We start from the raw sequence: 13467 nt of genomic DNA on the forward strand, positions 1-13467 counted from the left end.
CCATGAAATCGCTCAAAGTCCTGGCCGCCGCCCTCGCGCTGGCGCTCCCCGCCGCCCATGCCGACGCGGCCCATGTGCTGGTCGTGCTGTCCGATGCGGACCACCTGGATCTCAAGGATGGCCGGGTTTTCCCGACCGGCTTCTACCTCAACGAACTGATGCAGCCGGTCAAGCTGTTCCTGGACGCGGGCCACCAGGTGACCTTCGCCACCCCGTCCGGCGTGGCGCCGACGGTCGATCGGGGCTCGCTGGACCCGATGTACTTCGGCGGCGACGCCGGCGCGTTGAAGACGCACCAGGATCTGCTCGACCGCCTGGCTGTGACCCGGCCGGCGCAATCGCCGGTGCTGAGCCTCGCCCGGGTCGAACAGATGGGCTACGGCCAGTTCGACGCGGTGTATGTGCCGGGGGGCCACGCGCCGATGCAGGATCTGCTGGCCTCGCCGGCGATGGGGCGCCTGCTGGCGGATTTCCATCATCGCGGCAAGACCACCGCGCTGGTATGCCACGGTCCGATCGCGTTGCTGTCCACCCTGCCGGGCAACGGCGCCTTCATCGGCGCGCTGGAAGCGGGCGGCAAGCCGGCGGCACCGGCCGACTGGATCTATGCCGGTTACCGGTTCACGGTGATCAGCAACCAGGAGGAGGAACAGGCCAAGGGCGCGCTGGGCGGTGGCGAGATGAAGTTCTACCCGCAGACCGCGCTGGAAACGGCCGGTGCGCGCCACGTCAGCAACACTTCACCCTGGGCCGCCAACGTGGTGATCGATCGCGAACTCGTCACCGGCCAGAATCCGGCGTCCGCGATCGGCGTGGCCAACGCCGTGCTCGAACGGCTGAAGTGAGGGTGCGGTGGATCCCGGGAACGCGTCGACCGCGTTCCCGGATCAATGCAGGCGCAGGCGCGAGTCGCGTTCGAGCGGCGGCGTGACCCGCAGGCTTTCCAGCGGCGCGCCCATGCGCAGCCAGACTTCGCGCAGGACGGCCTCGGCGCGCGGCCACGGCAGCATGCTCCAGCTGTCGAAGGTCTCGACGTACTTGTGGTGGAGGACGTCGATGACGTCGGCCAGCGGCTGCGCGTGATGGCGCAGGTAGGCGTCGTAGGCGAACCTGAGCACCGGCTCGTAGCGTGAGAACGACGTGCCCGGTTCATGGAAGTCGTGGGACACGTATTCCAGTTTCCAGTACCTCAATTCGGCCTGGACATCGACGACTTCGCAGCGATACCAGCGGCGCGCTGGGGGATGGATCGAACCCATGTGCCTAGCCTCCCGTGACGAGCGGCAGGAATATCACGCCGCCTGTATTCATATCGTCAAATGCGCCCTGAACAGCGCCGGCCGATAACGCTTTCGCCACACTGGCTCCACCCGCTCTTGCCATTGCCGAAGGCATGGTGGGCGCGTGGCACCGGCACACCCTCCTTTGACGATACGCCGGTCACGCCGACATTCAGCGGGGTTCGTTTTCCGCAGTTTCCGGACCCACGGACCATCGGCAGCCACAGGAGAACCCACGCCGGGCACACCGCTTCTCGCCCGGTGGACAAAGGGCCGGTCGATCGTCTGGATGACCCTTCGGTTCTCCACAGGAGCCTTTCGCAGGGCACATGAGCAAAGGCGACGGTCGGAAACGGCCGTCGCCTTTGTTTTTTTGATGCGGTTCCGCCGTCGTCGTCCGCTTTTCCCGGGTCGGCCGCGTCACGCGGCGCGACCCGGTCCCCCCATCAATTGCGGTCGAAGTCGTACTGCGCCGACGCGGCGTTGCTGATGATGCCCGACAACGGCAACAACTGGGTCAGGAAGCGGTTCCAGCGGGTCACGCCGGCCGGTCCCACCCACACCACGTCGCCGGCGCGCAGCGGGAAGCGATCCGCCAGCGCGAAGGCCGCGGGCGAACCGGCGTCCAGGTGATAGACGGTGGCCGGTTCGCGCTGCAGATCCTCCATGCCGCGGATCACGTAGACCGCGCTGCCCTTGGCGGTGGTCGGGTTCAGGCCGCCGGTGCGGCCGAGCGCCTGGGTCAGGCTCATGTCGGTGGTCTTGAAGTTGATCGCCTGCGGGCGCATCACTTCGCCGACCACGTAGACCTCCTTGCGGTCGTTGAACGGCAGGTACAGCCGATCGCCGGGCTTGAGGTAAACGTCGGCGGCGACCTTGCCATCCCGGTTCAGTGCATCCAGATCCAGCGGATAATCGTGCCCGTCGCGGGTCAGCACGAAGCCGGCGAGATCCGCTTCCTCCACGTTGATGCGCGCCTTGCCGACCGCCTGCGCCAGCGTCAGCGGCACGGTGGTGAATTCCTGTGGCGAGGTGTCGACGAACGCGCCCTGCAGGGCGACGCGTCCGCCGTGGCCGACCACGTTGACGTCGATCTGCGGGGAACGCAGGTACTGCCCCAGACGCGTGGACAGGCCGCTGCGCAGTTCCTCGATGGTCATGCCCTTGACGTTCATCTTGCCCGCGTACGGATAGAAGAACGTGCCATCGGGCTGTACCAGCCGACCGTTGGTGACGGCCTGCTGCTGGTTGCCCGCGGGCGTGGTCAGTTCCGGGTGATCCCAGACGGTGACGAGGATCGTGTCGCCGGGCTGGATGCGGTAAATCTCGGGCTTGTAGCCGGCAAGCTCGGTCGGCAGCGTGACCGCCTGGCGCGGCGCGGCGACCAGTTCGGGCGTGATCGCGACCATGCGCGCGTCGCTGCCCTCGACGGTGCCGCCATTGGCGGAACCGCGGTGGGTCATGTGCTGGCCCGCGCAACCGGCCAGCAGCGCTGCCAGCAACAAGGAAGTGGATAGGGATTTCACTCGCACACCTCTGTCAGCGGAAACGATGCGCGGCGCGGCATGGCCGTGCCCGCTCGGGCATGGTGTCAAGCGCGGCGTGAAAAGAACGGCGTCGGCAAGACAATGGCGGATGAACGCGCGTGCGCGAAGCGCCGGACGGTCACGCACATCCCTGTTCACCGACGCGGCCTTCACAAATGCAGATGGGCGGCGGTGAGCGCGACGATTTCCTTGAACGCGCGGCCGCTGCGCCACAAGGCGCGTTGCGAAGGCAGCCAGTAGCGCCACCAGCTGCGCGGCGCCCTGCCCTCGGGCACGGGTACCGGCATGACCCGCGCGCCCGCCTGCTCGAACAGCAGGGCCGCGCGCGGCATGTGCAGGGTGGAGGTCACCAGCAGCAGGCGCGGATGTTCGCGGCCGGCCAGTGGCAGGCTGTAGCGCGCGTTGTCGCGGGTGTTGCGGCTGCGTTCTTCCAGCACCAGCGCCGAGCGCGGCACGCCGAGGCGCTCGATCGCCTTGGCCATGCGCCGCGCCTCGGTGGTGTCGCCCTCGCCGCCTCCGCTGAGAATCACGATCGGGGCGCGTCCGGCCTGCCAGGCGCGCGCGCCGGCGGCCAGGCGGCTGTAGCGCAATTGCTCGGGACGTACGTCGGGCCTTTCCAGCCATGCATAGTGGCTGCCGCCGCCGAGCACCACGATGGCGTCCGCGCGCGGAAGATCGGCCGCATCCTCGACCACCGGATAGCGGAATTCCAGCAGCCCGCGCAGGGTGTCGGAAGCGAAGGGAAACGACCACAACGCCGACCACATCACCGCCGCCATCGCCACGCCCGCTCCGATCCGGCGACGGCGCCACCACCACAGCAGCGCCGCCAGCACCAGCAGCGACAGGGTGAGCGTGGGTGGATAGGTCAGTGAAACCGCGAACTCCCGGAGCATCGACGCCGCGCCTCCACTCATATGACGATTCCGCGGCTGACGTAGATGTAGAACACCCCGCAGGAGGCCAGCAGGCCGGCCCGGATCAGCAGCGGGTTGCGCAGCGGCGCGATGCGCGCGTGGCAGAGCACCGCCGCCAGGATCATCGACACCGCCAGCCAGGCCGGCAACAGGTAACGGTTGGAGAAGAAGCCCCAGCCGATCAGGAAGAACGGCAGCGACATCACCAGATAGACCGAGGTGCTGTCGAGGATGCGCTGGCGCCACTGCGCCTGGACCAGCGGCGCCAGAAAATGCGGCAGCAGGTACCAGAAGATGGTGAATACCGCGAAGTCGATGCGCACGCCGGATCGGTACAACGGATTGGCGGTGTACTCCATCACCACGTCGTAGAAGCCGGGCGCGCCGGCGCGCACCGCCAGCATCGAGAGTCCGGAGACGTAGGCCAGGAACGCACCCGCCGCGACCACGCGCAGCCAGCGCGTGCTCAACAACAGCGCCGGCGCGCAGGCCAGGTACATGGCGGACGACAGGTGCAGGCTGGCCGCGAGCGCGCCGGCCAGCGCGAACGTGCCCCATCGCCGCCGATGGAACCCGAGCAAGGCCACGAACACCAGCGGCGCCGCCAGGCCCTGGCGGATCGCGTTGATCGAGGCGTTGGTGAACATCGGCGAGATGAACAGCAGCATCAGCGAGGCGCACAGCAGGGTCTGCCAGCTCACCGGCGTTTCCAGGTAGAACCGGTAGCGGCGCACCGCCAGCGCGACCATCACCAGCAGCAGGCCGAACAGGGCGAACTGGTAGCCGGTGACGCCCAGTCCCAGCTTGTACAGGGCGTAGCTCAGATAGACGAAGCCCGGTTCCAGCCGGGTTTCCGGCATGCCCTGCACCAGATTCTCGAAGAAGCCCGCATAGGTCTCGGTGTCGCTGCCGATGTCCAGCGGACGGGTGCCGACCAGCCAGCACGCGAACAGCGCCACCCCGCCCAGCAGGATCATGCCCAGCCACCACCGCGCCATCGCCTCGCCCTGGCTGCGCCGGCTGGCCTGCAGGTAGCGGGCCTGGACGGTGTTCACGAGGCGATTCCGGTCTGGCGCGAACGCATGGCCAGCAGCAGGCGCCGGCGGGTGCGCCGGACCAGCCCGATGCTGCGCGCGAACCAGTGTTCGGCGGGCGTGACCAGGCCCTTGCGCAGCAGCTCGCGCCGGACTTCCTTGCCGGCGCGGTGCATCGCGTCCAGATCCGCGCTCAGGCCGCCGGCGCCGAAGGTCGGCTTGTGCCAGTACGCGAGCACCTGGTTGAGCTTGGCGCAGCGGTAGCCGGAGAAGCCTATCTCCGCCCACAGCAGGAAATCCTCCACCCGGCGGAAACGTTCGTTGAAGCGGAACGGCAGGTCCCGGCGCAGCACCACCGAGGCGGTCGGGAACGGATTGTTGAGCAGGAAGCGGCGGCGGCCGATCGCGGTCGCGCGCACCGGCGGGCGCAACGGCAAGGTCCTGGCGCCGCGTTCGCGGACCGCCATCCGGTGCGCGACCAGGGCCAGATCCGGATCCGCCTCCAGCACCTCCATCTGCAGCGCGATCTTCTGCGGCGCCCAGGTGTCGTCGGCGTCGAGGAAGGCCACGTACGGCTGGCTGGCGCGTTCCCAGCCCAGGTTGCGCGCGCGCGACGGCCCGCCGTTGGCGGGCGCGGCCACCACCACCACCCAGCCCGGCGGATGCAGTTCGGCCAGCGCGTGCAGCGCGTCCAGGGTGCCGTCCCCGCTGGCGTCGTCGACCAGGATGACTTCCACCGGGCGCCGGGTCTGCGCGACCACCGAGGCCACCGACGCGGCAATCGTGCCGGCGCAGCGATAGCACGGAATCACCACGCTGACCGGCGCGGTGGTGGAGGGATCCGGCGGAAGATGCGGCTTCATGCGTGTGCGTGCTCCAGCGCCCATGGTGCGCATTTGAATATGTCCTCGGCCTGGTCGGCGTACAGGGCGGGTGAAGAGCACTCCGGTTGGCGTTCGCGCAGCAAGGTGGCGATCACATCGCTGAACGGATACCCCTGCGCGGTGGTGATGCGCCGCCGCTGCGGCAGCCCGATGTCATCGGCGAAATCGCGGCACTTGCGGTGGTAGTCGACGATCGCGAACGGCACCCCGCACAGCCACGAGACGATGGCGCCGTGCAGGCGCGCGCTCACCATCGCGTCGCAACGCCCGATGGCGGCCACCATCGCCAGCGGATCCGGCTGGGTATAGCGCAGCACCTCGACCGCGACGCCGCCCTCGCGCAGGCGCCGCGCGATCGCGTCGGCCAGTTCGCTGTCGCCGTGGCGCGGGTGCTCGTTGAGGCTGAACACATCCACCACCAGCCGGCGCACGCGCGATTCGGCCAGGAGGGTTTCGACGAACGCGTCCTCCCAGGCGCGCATCGCCGGCGCGCCGTGCGCGCCGCCTTCCGTGTAGCGGCACGGCGCCACGCCCACGCGCAGGGGCGCGCCGGGTTCGGGCTGCGCACGCACCGGCATCGACACCAGGCGCGGCAACAGCACCGCCAGATCGCAGCCGGCGTGCGCATGCGCGGACAGGCCCATGCGCTGGATCCATTCGTGCGAGCGGCGATCCCGCACCGACAGGTAGCTGAAGCGATCCAGGAAGGATGCCGCCGCGGCTTCCTGCTCGGTGTTCGCGAAGGGCCCGATCGAGACCCCGATTGCGGACAGTCGCAGGCCGCGATGGCGGCGTGCGGCCTGCATCATTGGCTTGCGGAACGATTCGCGCGCGGTGATGACGGAACCGCCGCCCATCACCAGCACATCCGAACCGACGGTCGCGCTGGCGAAACTGAGCAGCCGGCTGCCCTTGCCCAGCGCCCCGCCCGCCCCGTACCAGTCGAGCGGATAGAACGCCGGCACGGTGCTGACGCCGGCCATGCCGGCCAGCGGCGGGCCGACCAGGCGCGGCGAGGCGTTCCAGTAGCGTTCGGCCGCGCGCGTGCAGATCACGCCGAACAGGTCGTCACCGAAATTGCGCATACCGTAGTAACCGGTGAAAGCGACACGGGGCTTGTCCATCAGTCCAGCTCCAGTGCGTCGACCCGGCGGGCGCCGCGATACATCAGGCCCAGCAGCAGCGCCTCGGCGATGACGGTGGCGATTGCCGCGCCCATCTCGGCGAAGGCGGGAATCAGCGCCAGGTTCAACAGGACAGCCGCCAGCGCCGCCAGCGCCATCGCGTAGACCCGGTAGCGCATGTGACCCTCGGTGAGCAGCACCGAACCGACCGCGGTGGACAGGAAGCGCAGCGGCACGCACAGCGCCAGCACCTGCAGCAGCGGCACCACCGTGCGATAGCCGGCACCGAAGACCTGCGTCGCCAGCGGCGCGGCGAACGCCAGTACGATGCCGCCGACGATGCCGCTGGCCAGCATGGCCACGGTGCCCCAGCGATAGACCTGGCGGAACCGGGGGCGGTCATGCACCGCCCAGCGGTGCAGCTTGGACAGCAGGAACTTCTGGTAGACCGTGGTCGGGAACAGGTAGATCGCGGTCATCACCGCCAACGCGATGCCGAAGTGGCCGGCCGCCGCATCTCCGGCCAGGTACTTCAGCAGCACCGTGCCGATCTGGAAGAACACCGGATACAGCACCGCCGCCATGCCGTACGGCCACGCCTGCACGCACAGCTGGCGCACGCCTGGCGGACGCGCCTGCAAGGCGGAAACATCCTGCGCGCCGTGGCCGCGCAGCGCCCAGTCGCCGCGCGCCATCGACCGCCACTGCGGCATGGCGGCGAACACCGCCAGCACCGCGACCGCGCTGTAGCCCAGCGCGACCATTTCGATGCGCATGCCGGACCAGGCCAGCGCATACGCCGCCACCAGCAGGCGGCCCAGCGGCATCCACAGTTGCCACGCGGCCAGTGCGCCGTGACGTTCCTCCAGGCGCAGCTTGCTGCCGATCTGCTCGACCGCCAGCAGGCCGATGATCACCGGCAGCAGCAGCCACAGCAGTTGCCGGGTACGGGCATCGACCGGGGGCCCCCACTCCGCCCAGGCGGCCACGCCGATCAGCGCCAGCGTGGTGCTGGCGACGATGAAGCGTTCTGACGCGCGTCGCCAGCGCTGGGCCTGCCAGCCCTCGGTGCCGAACACCTTGAGCCGGAACTGCGACAGCCCGAAACCGGCCAGCGGCGCGATCAGGGTGATGGTGGCGAGCGAGGACGCGAACAGGCCGTATTCGGCCGGACCGAACCGGCGTGCCAGCAGGGTCTGCGCGGCGAATACCGCCACGGCGCCGGCGGCGGTGGCGAGCCACAACAGGGACAGCGCGTTCAGGGCGGGACGCAGCGGCATGGGCAGGATCCGGTTCATCATCCGGCCATCGCTCCCTGCAACTGCAACGGCACCAGCTCGCCGTAGACCTCGCAGGTCTTGCGGATGACCACCTTCTCGTCGAAATCGCTGAGCGCGCGCGAGCGGGCGCGTTCGCCCAGCCGTCGCAGCAGATCGCGGTCGTCGTCCAGGCGCGCGATCACCCGCGCCAGCGAGTCCGCGCTGCGCGGCTGCACGTGCAGGCCGTCCTCGCCGTCGCGGCTCACCACCTCGCGGCAACCCGGCAGGTTGGTGGTCACCAGCGCGATGCCGCAGGCGCCGGCCTCGATCAGGCTCTTCGGCACGCCTTCCCGGTAATAGCTGGGCAGTGCCATGACATCGACCGAACGCAGCAGCGCCGGCATGTCCTCGACATGCCCCAGCCACTCCAGCGTGCCGCGCGCGTGCCAGGCCTCGACTTCGGCCGCGGGTACCGAATGCGGATTGCCCGGATCCGGCATGCCGGCGAGCAGGAAGCGGACGTCGCGGCCCTGCGCGCGGAGGCGTTCCGCGGCGGCGGCGTATTCGCACACGCCCTTCTCGCGCAGCAGGCGCGCGGCCAGCAGCACCCGCAGCGGGCGCCGCCCGCCGCTGTCGGCATCGCGCAGCAGAAAACGGCTGAGATCCACGCCGGAGCCTCGGATCAGGCGGATGTTGTGCGGCGGTGCCAGGCGCGCGTCGGCGAAGGCCTGCGCGTCGTCCGGGTTCTGCAGGATCACCCGCGAATGCTCGCCACCCAGCGCACCGCGCATCAGCAGCGACACCAGCGGCCGCAGCACGCGCGCCTTGGCCCGGTCGCTGGAAAAGACATAACCCAGGCCGGTGACCGCGTTCACCACCGCCGGCACGCCGGCCGCACGCGCCGCCAGCGCGCCATAAACGGCGCACTTGAGGGTGAAGCTGTGCAGCAGGTCCGGCCGCTCCTCGCGCAGCACGCCGATCAGCCGGGCCAAGGTGCCGGCCTCGCGCCAGGGGTTGAGGCTGGAGCGCTGCATCGGCAATGGCCGCCAGCGGATGCCGTGCTGCTCGAAGCGATGGCCAAACTCGCCCGGTGGCGACACCATCACCACCTCCATGCCCATGGAGCGCAGTTGCAAAGCGGTGGAGAGTCGGAAGTTGTAGAGGTACCAGTCTGTATTCGCGAACAGGATGAACTTCATGCAGGCGCCGTGGGGGGAAGCGTCGCCGCAATTCTAGAAAGTCGAGCCCGCAAAACCGTTCACGCGCTCACCACCAAATCGGCACGTTGCCCAACAAACGGGCAGAAAAAAGGCGGCCCGGAGGCCGCCTCTGCACGCGCTCGTCATTCTGCTGAGCGCCAGTTCACTTGCCCGTTCGATTACTTGGCGTAGCCGTTGCTGGTCACCCGGATGTCGTAGACGTCGCTGACCCGCGCCACGTGCGCGCCGTTGCCCTTGTTGCCGTCGACGAATCCGGTCATGTAGGTCAGCGGATAGACGGTCTTCTGGACGCCGTGCAGGCGGGTGTTGTTGTTGCGCGAGATGTTGCCGCTGTACTGGTAGCTGCGCGTCCCGCTGCCGAACATCATGCCGACCAGGTAGTTGTGGCGGATGGTGTTCTGGGCGATGTAGCCGCTGTCCGGACCGATGGTCAGGATGCCGTGCCCGCCGTTGTACTCGATGGTGCAGCGCTTGATGGTGACGCCCTTCACCCGCTTGTACACCAGGATGCCGTTGCCGGCGTTGCCGTGGATATGGCAGTTCTCGATGTGCACGGTGGAGGTGGTGCGCAGGTCGCCGACATCCGGCTCGATGTCGATGCCGCAGGCCGGCGCGATGCCGTTGCAATCGCTGAATTCACTGTCGTACACCTTGACCCCCAGCGCGTGGCCGATGGTCAGGCCCTGGCGGCGGTTGCCGGTGCAGACCACGTTGGCGATGACCACGTCGCTGCAGGGGATGGTCGGTGCGTTGGTGACCATCGCACCGCCGATCGAGATGCCGTCGCCCCAGCACTTGGAGACATGGATGTCGCGCACGGTGACCTTGGACGAACCACGGATCATGATGCCGTGGCCCCATTCCCCGGTCGTACCCAGATGGGTTTCGCGGTCGCCGATGATCTGGCCGCCGGAAATCTCCACGTTGCTGACCTTGTAGGCCATCAGCACGTACGCGCGTTCCTTGTCGTTGCGCTTGGCGCGCAGGCGGGCGCCATCCTGCAACAGCAGGTGCATGTTGCTGCGCAGGCGGACATTGCGGGTCGGGTCGATGACGTAGTCGCCCGCCGGCACCACCACGGTGCCACCGGTCGAGGGAAGCGCGTCGATCGCGTACTGGAACGCGGTGGTGTCGTCGGTGGCGCCGTCGCCGCGGGCGCCCCAGTCCTTCACATTGAGCGTGGTGCTGCCGCGGGCCCGGACCGGAGGGGCGTAGACAGCGGCCAGAACCTTGGGAATCCCCGTCGTGTAGAGCGCTACCGGCAGTGCCAGCAACAAGGATTTGCGCAAAAATTCGCGCCGAGGCGTCCCTGCCTCGCGCACGTCGTGCACGAGTGCATTGTTTTTCACAGCCATGACCCCTGCGGGCCAAATGGCCCGGTAAAAGGAAAACAAAGGAATTGGCCCGGATGAGAACCGTGGCCGATGGGGAATATAGGGAAGTTTTCCTCGCGGCGCGCGAGAAGATCTCGTATCTGTGAAACGGCTCAACTACTGCTTGCGGAAGGATTCATTTTCTGCGGCAAAACGCGGTGTTTTCTCTACCGGAATCCATGGTCGAGTCCGCTTTTTTCACGCGGTTTTGATTGCTCGCAGGACGAATGAAATAAACCACTACCTTGTGGGAGTGACGTAAGTCGCGAAGCGTGGTGGCATCCCCATCGCGACTTACGTCGCTCCCACAGGATAGTGGCTGGGACTCAGCGGCCTGGGCGGCTGCTGGGGTCTATCTGGATGGACGAGGCGCCGCGGGCGACGTCGAGGTTCATCCAGCCGGCTTCCTTGCCGGAGCGTTTCGCCACCTGGGCGGCGTTGCCACGCAGTTGGTTGTCGCGCAGGCGGAAGCCGCTGCTGCGCGCGCGGACGGTGATGCCGCGCAGGCCGTTGCCACGGATTTCGTTGCCCTCGATCAGGCCGCCCGTGGCGGCGCGCAGGTGCAGGCCGTCGCCACGGTTGGACAGGATCCGGCAGCGGCGGACGGTGACGTCGTGGACACGCTCGTACAGCTGGATGCCCGCTCCCTGGTTGCCCTGCACCAGGCAGTCCTCGATCAGCACGTCGCGTGCGTCGCCTCCCGGGTCGGGTTCGATGTCGATGCCGCAGCCCGGCAGCACCCCGCCGGTGTCGAGGAAAGAAGAACGCAACACCCGTACATGGCGGGAGCGGCCGATGGTAAGTCCCTGCCGGCGGTTGCCCTGGCAGACCACGTCCTGGATCAGCACGTCGCGGCTGGGCAGCGGCGGCTGGCCGCGAACACCGGACAGGCCGCCCACCGAAATGCCATCGCCCCAGCACCGGGTGATGTACAGGTCATGCAGGCGGATCCGGCTGGACCCGCGCACCATGATCCCGTGTCCCCATTCACCGGTGGTGCCCAGATGGCGCTCGCGATCGCCGATGATGCGTCCGCCCGACACCTCCACGTCGTCGAGTTGTTGCAGCAGCAGTACGTAGGCGCGCGGCGCGGCATTGCTCATCGCGACCAGGCGGGTGTCGGCCGCCATCGAGAAGTGCATGCGGCTGCGCAGGCGCAGGCTCCGCAACGGGTCGATCGGGTAGTTGCCGGCGGGAACGACCACGGTGCCACCGGCTTCCGGCAGCGCGTCGATGGCGGCCTGGAACGCACGGGTATCGTCGCCCTGTCCATCGCCGCGCGCGCCGAATTCACGCACGTCCAGGCGTACGCTTCCACGCGCCGACGCCCCGGTGCCGGCGGCGGGCAAGGCCGCAAGCGCCGCGCCCGCGACCAGACCATGCAGGCAGCGGCGTCGCTGGCGGTCCATCGTCAGGCGGCTTTCTCCCGCGCGGCCGTCGCCACCCCGCGCGCGGCCAGCCAGGGCAGCACGATGGCCAGCAGGTAGAACTTGGACGCGTGGTACTTGTTGTCGAGCCGGCGCCGGTTGCGCTCCAGCCAGGGCACCGCGCCCGGCAGCAGCTCCGACAGGTCGCGGGCGAAGCCGTGCACCTGGTCGAAACGCTGCGCGGCCAGCCCGCACAGATCGAATCGGAAACTGCCCTTGCGCTGCACGTACGGCAGTTCGGCGAAACGGGTTGCGATATGGCGCCGGATCAGCATCTTGTTGACGCCGGTTTCCGGATCGACCTTCTGCCGGCGCGGCACCTCCAGGTGGATCCATTCGCGCAGGTCGTGATCGCAGAACGGATAGGCCGCATCCAGTCCCAGCGCATGCGCCGTATACAGGCCCTTGGCGAAGGCGCCGGCCGAACCGGCGATCGACATCGACATGTCGCGCCATTCCCAGGCGCTGGTGGCGGTGGCGATTTCCTCCTGGAACAGGGTCACCCGCGCCCGCGAGCGCCGCGATATGGGGTGCCCGAACAGCGCGTCCACCTCGGCGTCGCTGAAGCGCGAACCCGGGAACACCCGCTCGATCGGGGTCATCTGCAGGGTGCCCAGCAGGAAGCACGCCTCGAAGCTGCGATCCACGCCGGGCAAGGCGGTGACGTCCACCGGCAGGCGCATGCCGCGCGCCAGCTTGCCCAGCAAGTGGTGCTGGCGATCGACCGGGGTGCCGAAATAGCTGTCCGCGCCCAGTCCGTCGATCACGCCGTCACCGCCACGCGCACGCACTTCCGTGCCCAGGTCCGCATAGGACAGCAGCGCGAAGTCGGCGGTCAGTAGCGGCATCCGCCCGACCAGTGCCAGATAGCGGTCATAGGCGCGGCCCGGATCGCAGACCAGCGATTCGTGGCGCAGGCCGAGTCGCCGCGCGACCTGCTGCGCCGATTCGACCTCGTTCTCTTCGCGTCCGCCCAGGTAGGTGATGCAGGTCGCGTCGGGACGCGCGTCCGCCAGCGCGATCGCCAGCGTGGTCGAATCCTTGCCGCCGCTCTGCAACAGCCACGGAGAGGACATTCCGGCGCAGGACCGCTCGATCGCCTCGCACAGCTTGCGGTGATAGACCGCGATCCAGTCCTGCGGATGGCGCGCCACCTCCGGCACTTCGCCGGCATTGCGGAACTTGAAACGGAACCGTGGCGCGGTGTGCATGTCCTGGTCCGGCGAGAAGCCGAACGTGACCAGCTTGATGCCCTCGTAGATGGAATGCGGCGGATACACGAAGGCATTGCGCAGCAGGTCCGCCACCGACACCGGGTCGATGCGCTGCGCATTGGGCTCCGACAACGGGGAAAAGTCGGGCTTCCCGTAGTACGGGGACATGGTGATCTGCATGGTTCCTC

Annotated in this window: 12 protein-coding genes; 1 reads left to right on the forward strand and 11 read right to left on the reverse strand. The window is 68.4% G+C overall.

Annotated features, from left to right (window positions below):
• Nucleotides 1-2 precede the first annotated feature (2 nt).
• Nucleotides 3-845 carry a type 1 glutamine amidotransferase domain-containing protein gene (locus IB228_RS11410; protein WP_192198554.1) on the forward strand — a complete coding sequence of 281 codons (843 nt, stop codon included), beginning with the start codon at nucleotides 3-5 and terminating at the stop codon, nucleotides 843-845.
• A 42-nt stretch (nucleotides 846-887) separates the two neighbouring features.
• Here IB228_RS11410 and IB228_RS11415 read toward each other — a convergent pair whose 3' ends face one another.
• From IB228_RS11415 to IB228_RS11465, 11 genes are all read right to left on the reverse strand, one after another.
• Nucleotides 888-1259: a hypothetical protein gene (locus tag IB228_RS11415; RefSeq protein ID WP_141452827.1), complete on the reverse strand. Its 372-nt coding sequence runs from the start codon at nucleotides 1257-1259 to the stop codon at nucleotides 888-890.
• A gap of 467 nt (nucleotides 1260-1726) precedes the next feature.
• Nucleotides 1727-2806, reverse strand: a complete 1080-nt coding sequence (locus IB228_RS11420) for a polysaccharide biosynthesis/export family protein (RefSeq protein ID WP_318289099.1) — start codon at nucleotides 2804-2806, stop codon at nucleotides 1727-1729.
• A 170-nt stretch (nucleotides 2807-2976) separates the two neighbouring features.
• Nucleotides 2977-3744 (reverse strand): YdcF family protein, encoded by a 768-nt coding sequence (locus tag IB228_RS11425; RefSeq protein ID WP_192198556.1) that lies wholly within the window; start codon nucleotides 3742-3744, stop codon nucleotides 2977-2979.
• Nucleotides 3741-4799, reverse strand: coding sequence for an EpsG family protein (locus tag IB228_RS11430; RefSeq protein ID WP_183636348.1), 1059 nt, complete (start codon nucleotides 4797-4799; stop codon nucleotides 3741-3743). Before IB228_RS11430 ends, IB228_RS11425 begins: the two co-directional genes overlap by 4 nt.
• Entirely contained in the window at nucleotides 4796-5641 is an 846-nt protein-coding gene (locus tag IB228_RS11435) for a glycosyltransferase family 2 protein (protein WP_192198558.1), read from the reverse strand. The genes IB228_RS11430 and IB228_RS11435 overlap by 4 nt, the downstream gene beginning before the upstream one ends.
• Complete coding sequence (locus IB228_RS11440) at nucleotides 5638-6786, reverse strand: polysaccharide pyruvyl transferase family protein (protein WP_192198560.1); 1149 nt, start codon at nucleotides 6784-6786, stop codon at nucleotides 5638-5640. Before IB228_RS11440 ends, IB228_RS11435 begins: the two co-directional genes overlap by 4 nt.
• Entirely contained in the window at nucleotides 6786-8066 is a 1281-nt protein-coding gene (locus IB228_RS11445; RefSeq protein WP_192198562.1) for a polysaccharide biosynthesis C-terminal domain-containing protein, read from the reverse strand. Before IB228_RS11445 ends, IB228_RS11440 begins: the two co-directional genes overlap by 1 nt.
• 17 nt (nucleotides 8067-8083) lie before the next feature.
• Entirely contained in the window at nucleotides 8084-9244 is a 1161-nt protein-coding gene (locus IB228_RS11450; protein WP_183636361.1) for a glycosyltransferase family 4 protein, read from the reverse strand.
• Nucleotides 9245-9423: 179 nt separating this feature from the next.
• Nucleotides 9424-10554: a right-handed parallel beta-helix repeat-containing protein gene (locus tag IB228_RS11455; RefSeq protein WP_192198564.1), complete on the reverse strand. Its 1131-nt coding sequence runs from the start codon at nucleotides 10552-10554 to the stop codon at nucleotides 9424-9426.
• Nucleotides 10555-10964: 410 nt separating this feature from the next.
• On the reverse strand, nucleotides 10965-12047 hold the full coding sequence (locus tag IB228_RS11460; RefSeq protein ID WP_192198567.1) for a right-handed parallel beta-helix repeat-containing protein: 1083 nt from the start codon (nucleotides 12045-12047) through the stop codon (nucleotides 10965-10967).
• 2 nt (nucleotides 12048-12049) lie between these two features.
• Nucleotides 12050-13459, reverse strand: a complete 1410-nt coding sequence (locus IB228_RS11465; RefSeq protein ID WP_183636367.1) for an asparagine synthase-related protein — start codon at nucleotides 13457-13459, stop codon at nucleotides 12050-12052.
• Nucleotides 13460-13467: the final 8 nt, after the last annotated feature.

It is taken from the genome of Pseudoxanthomonas sp. PXM04 (assembly GCF_014851695.1).
Classification (GTDB): domain Bacteria; phylum Pseudomonadota; class Gammaproteobacteria; order Xanthomonadales; family Xanthomonadaceae; genus Pseudoxanthomonas_A; species Pseudoxanthomonas_A beigongshangi.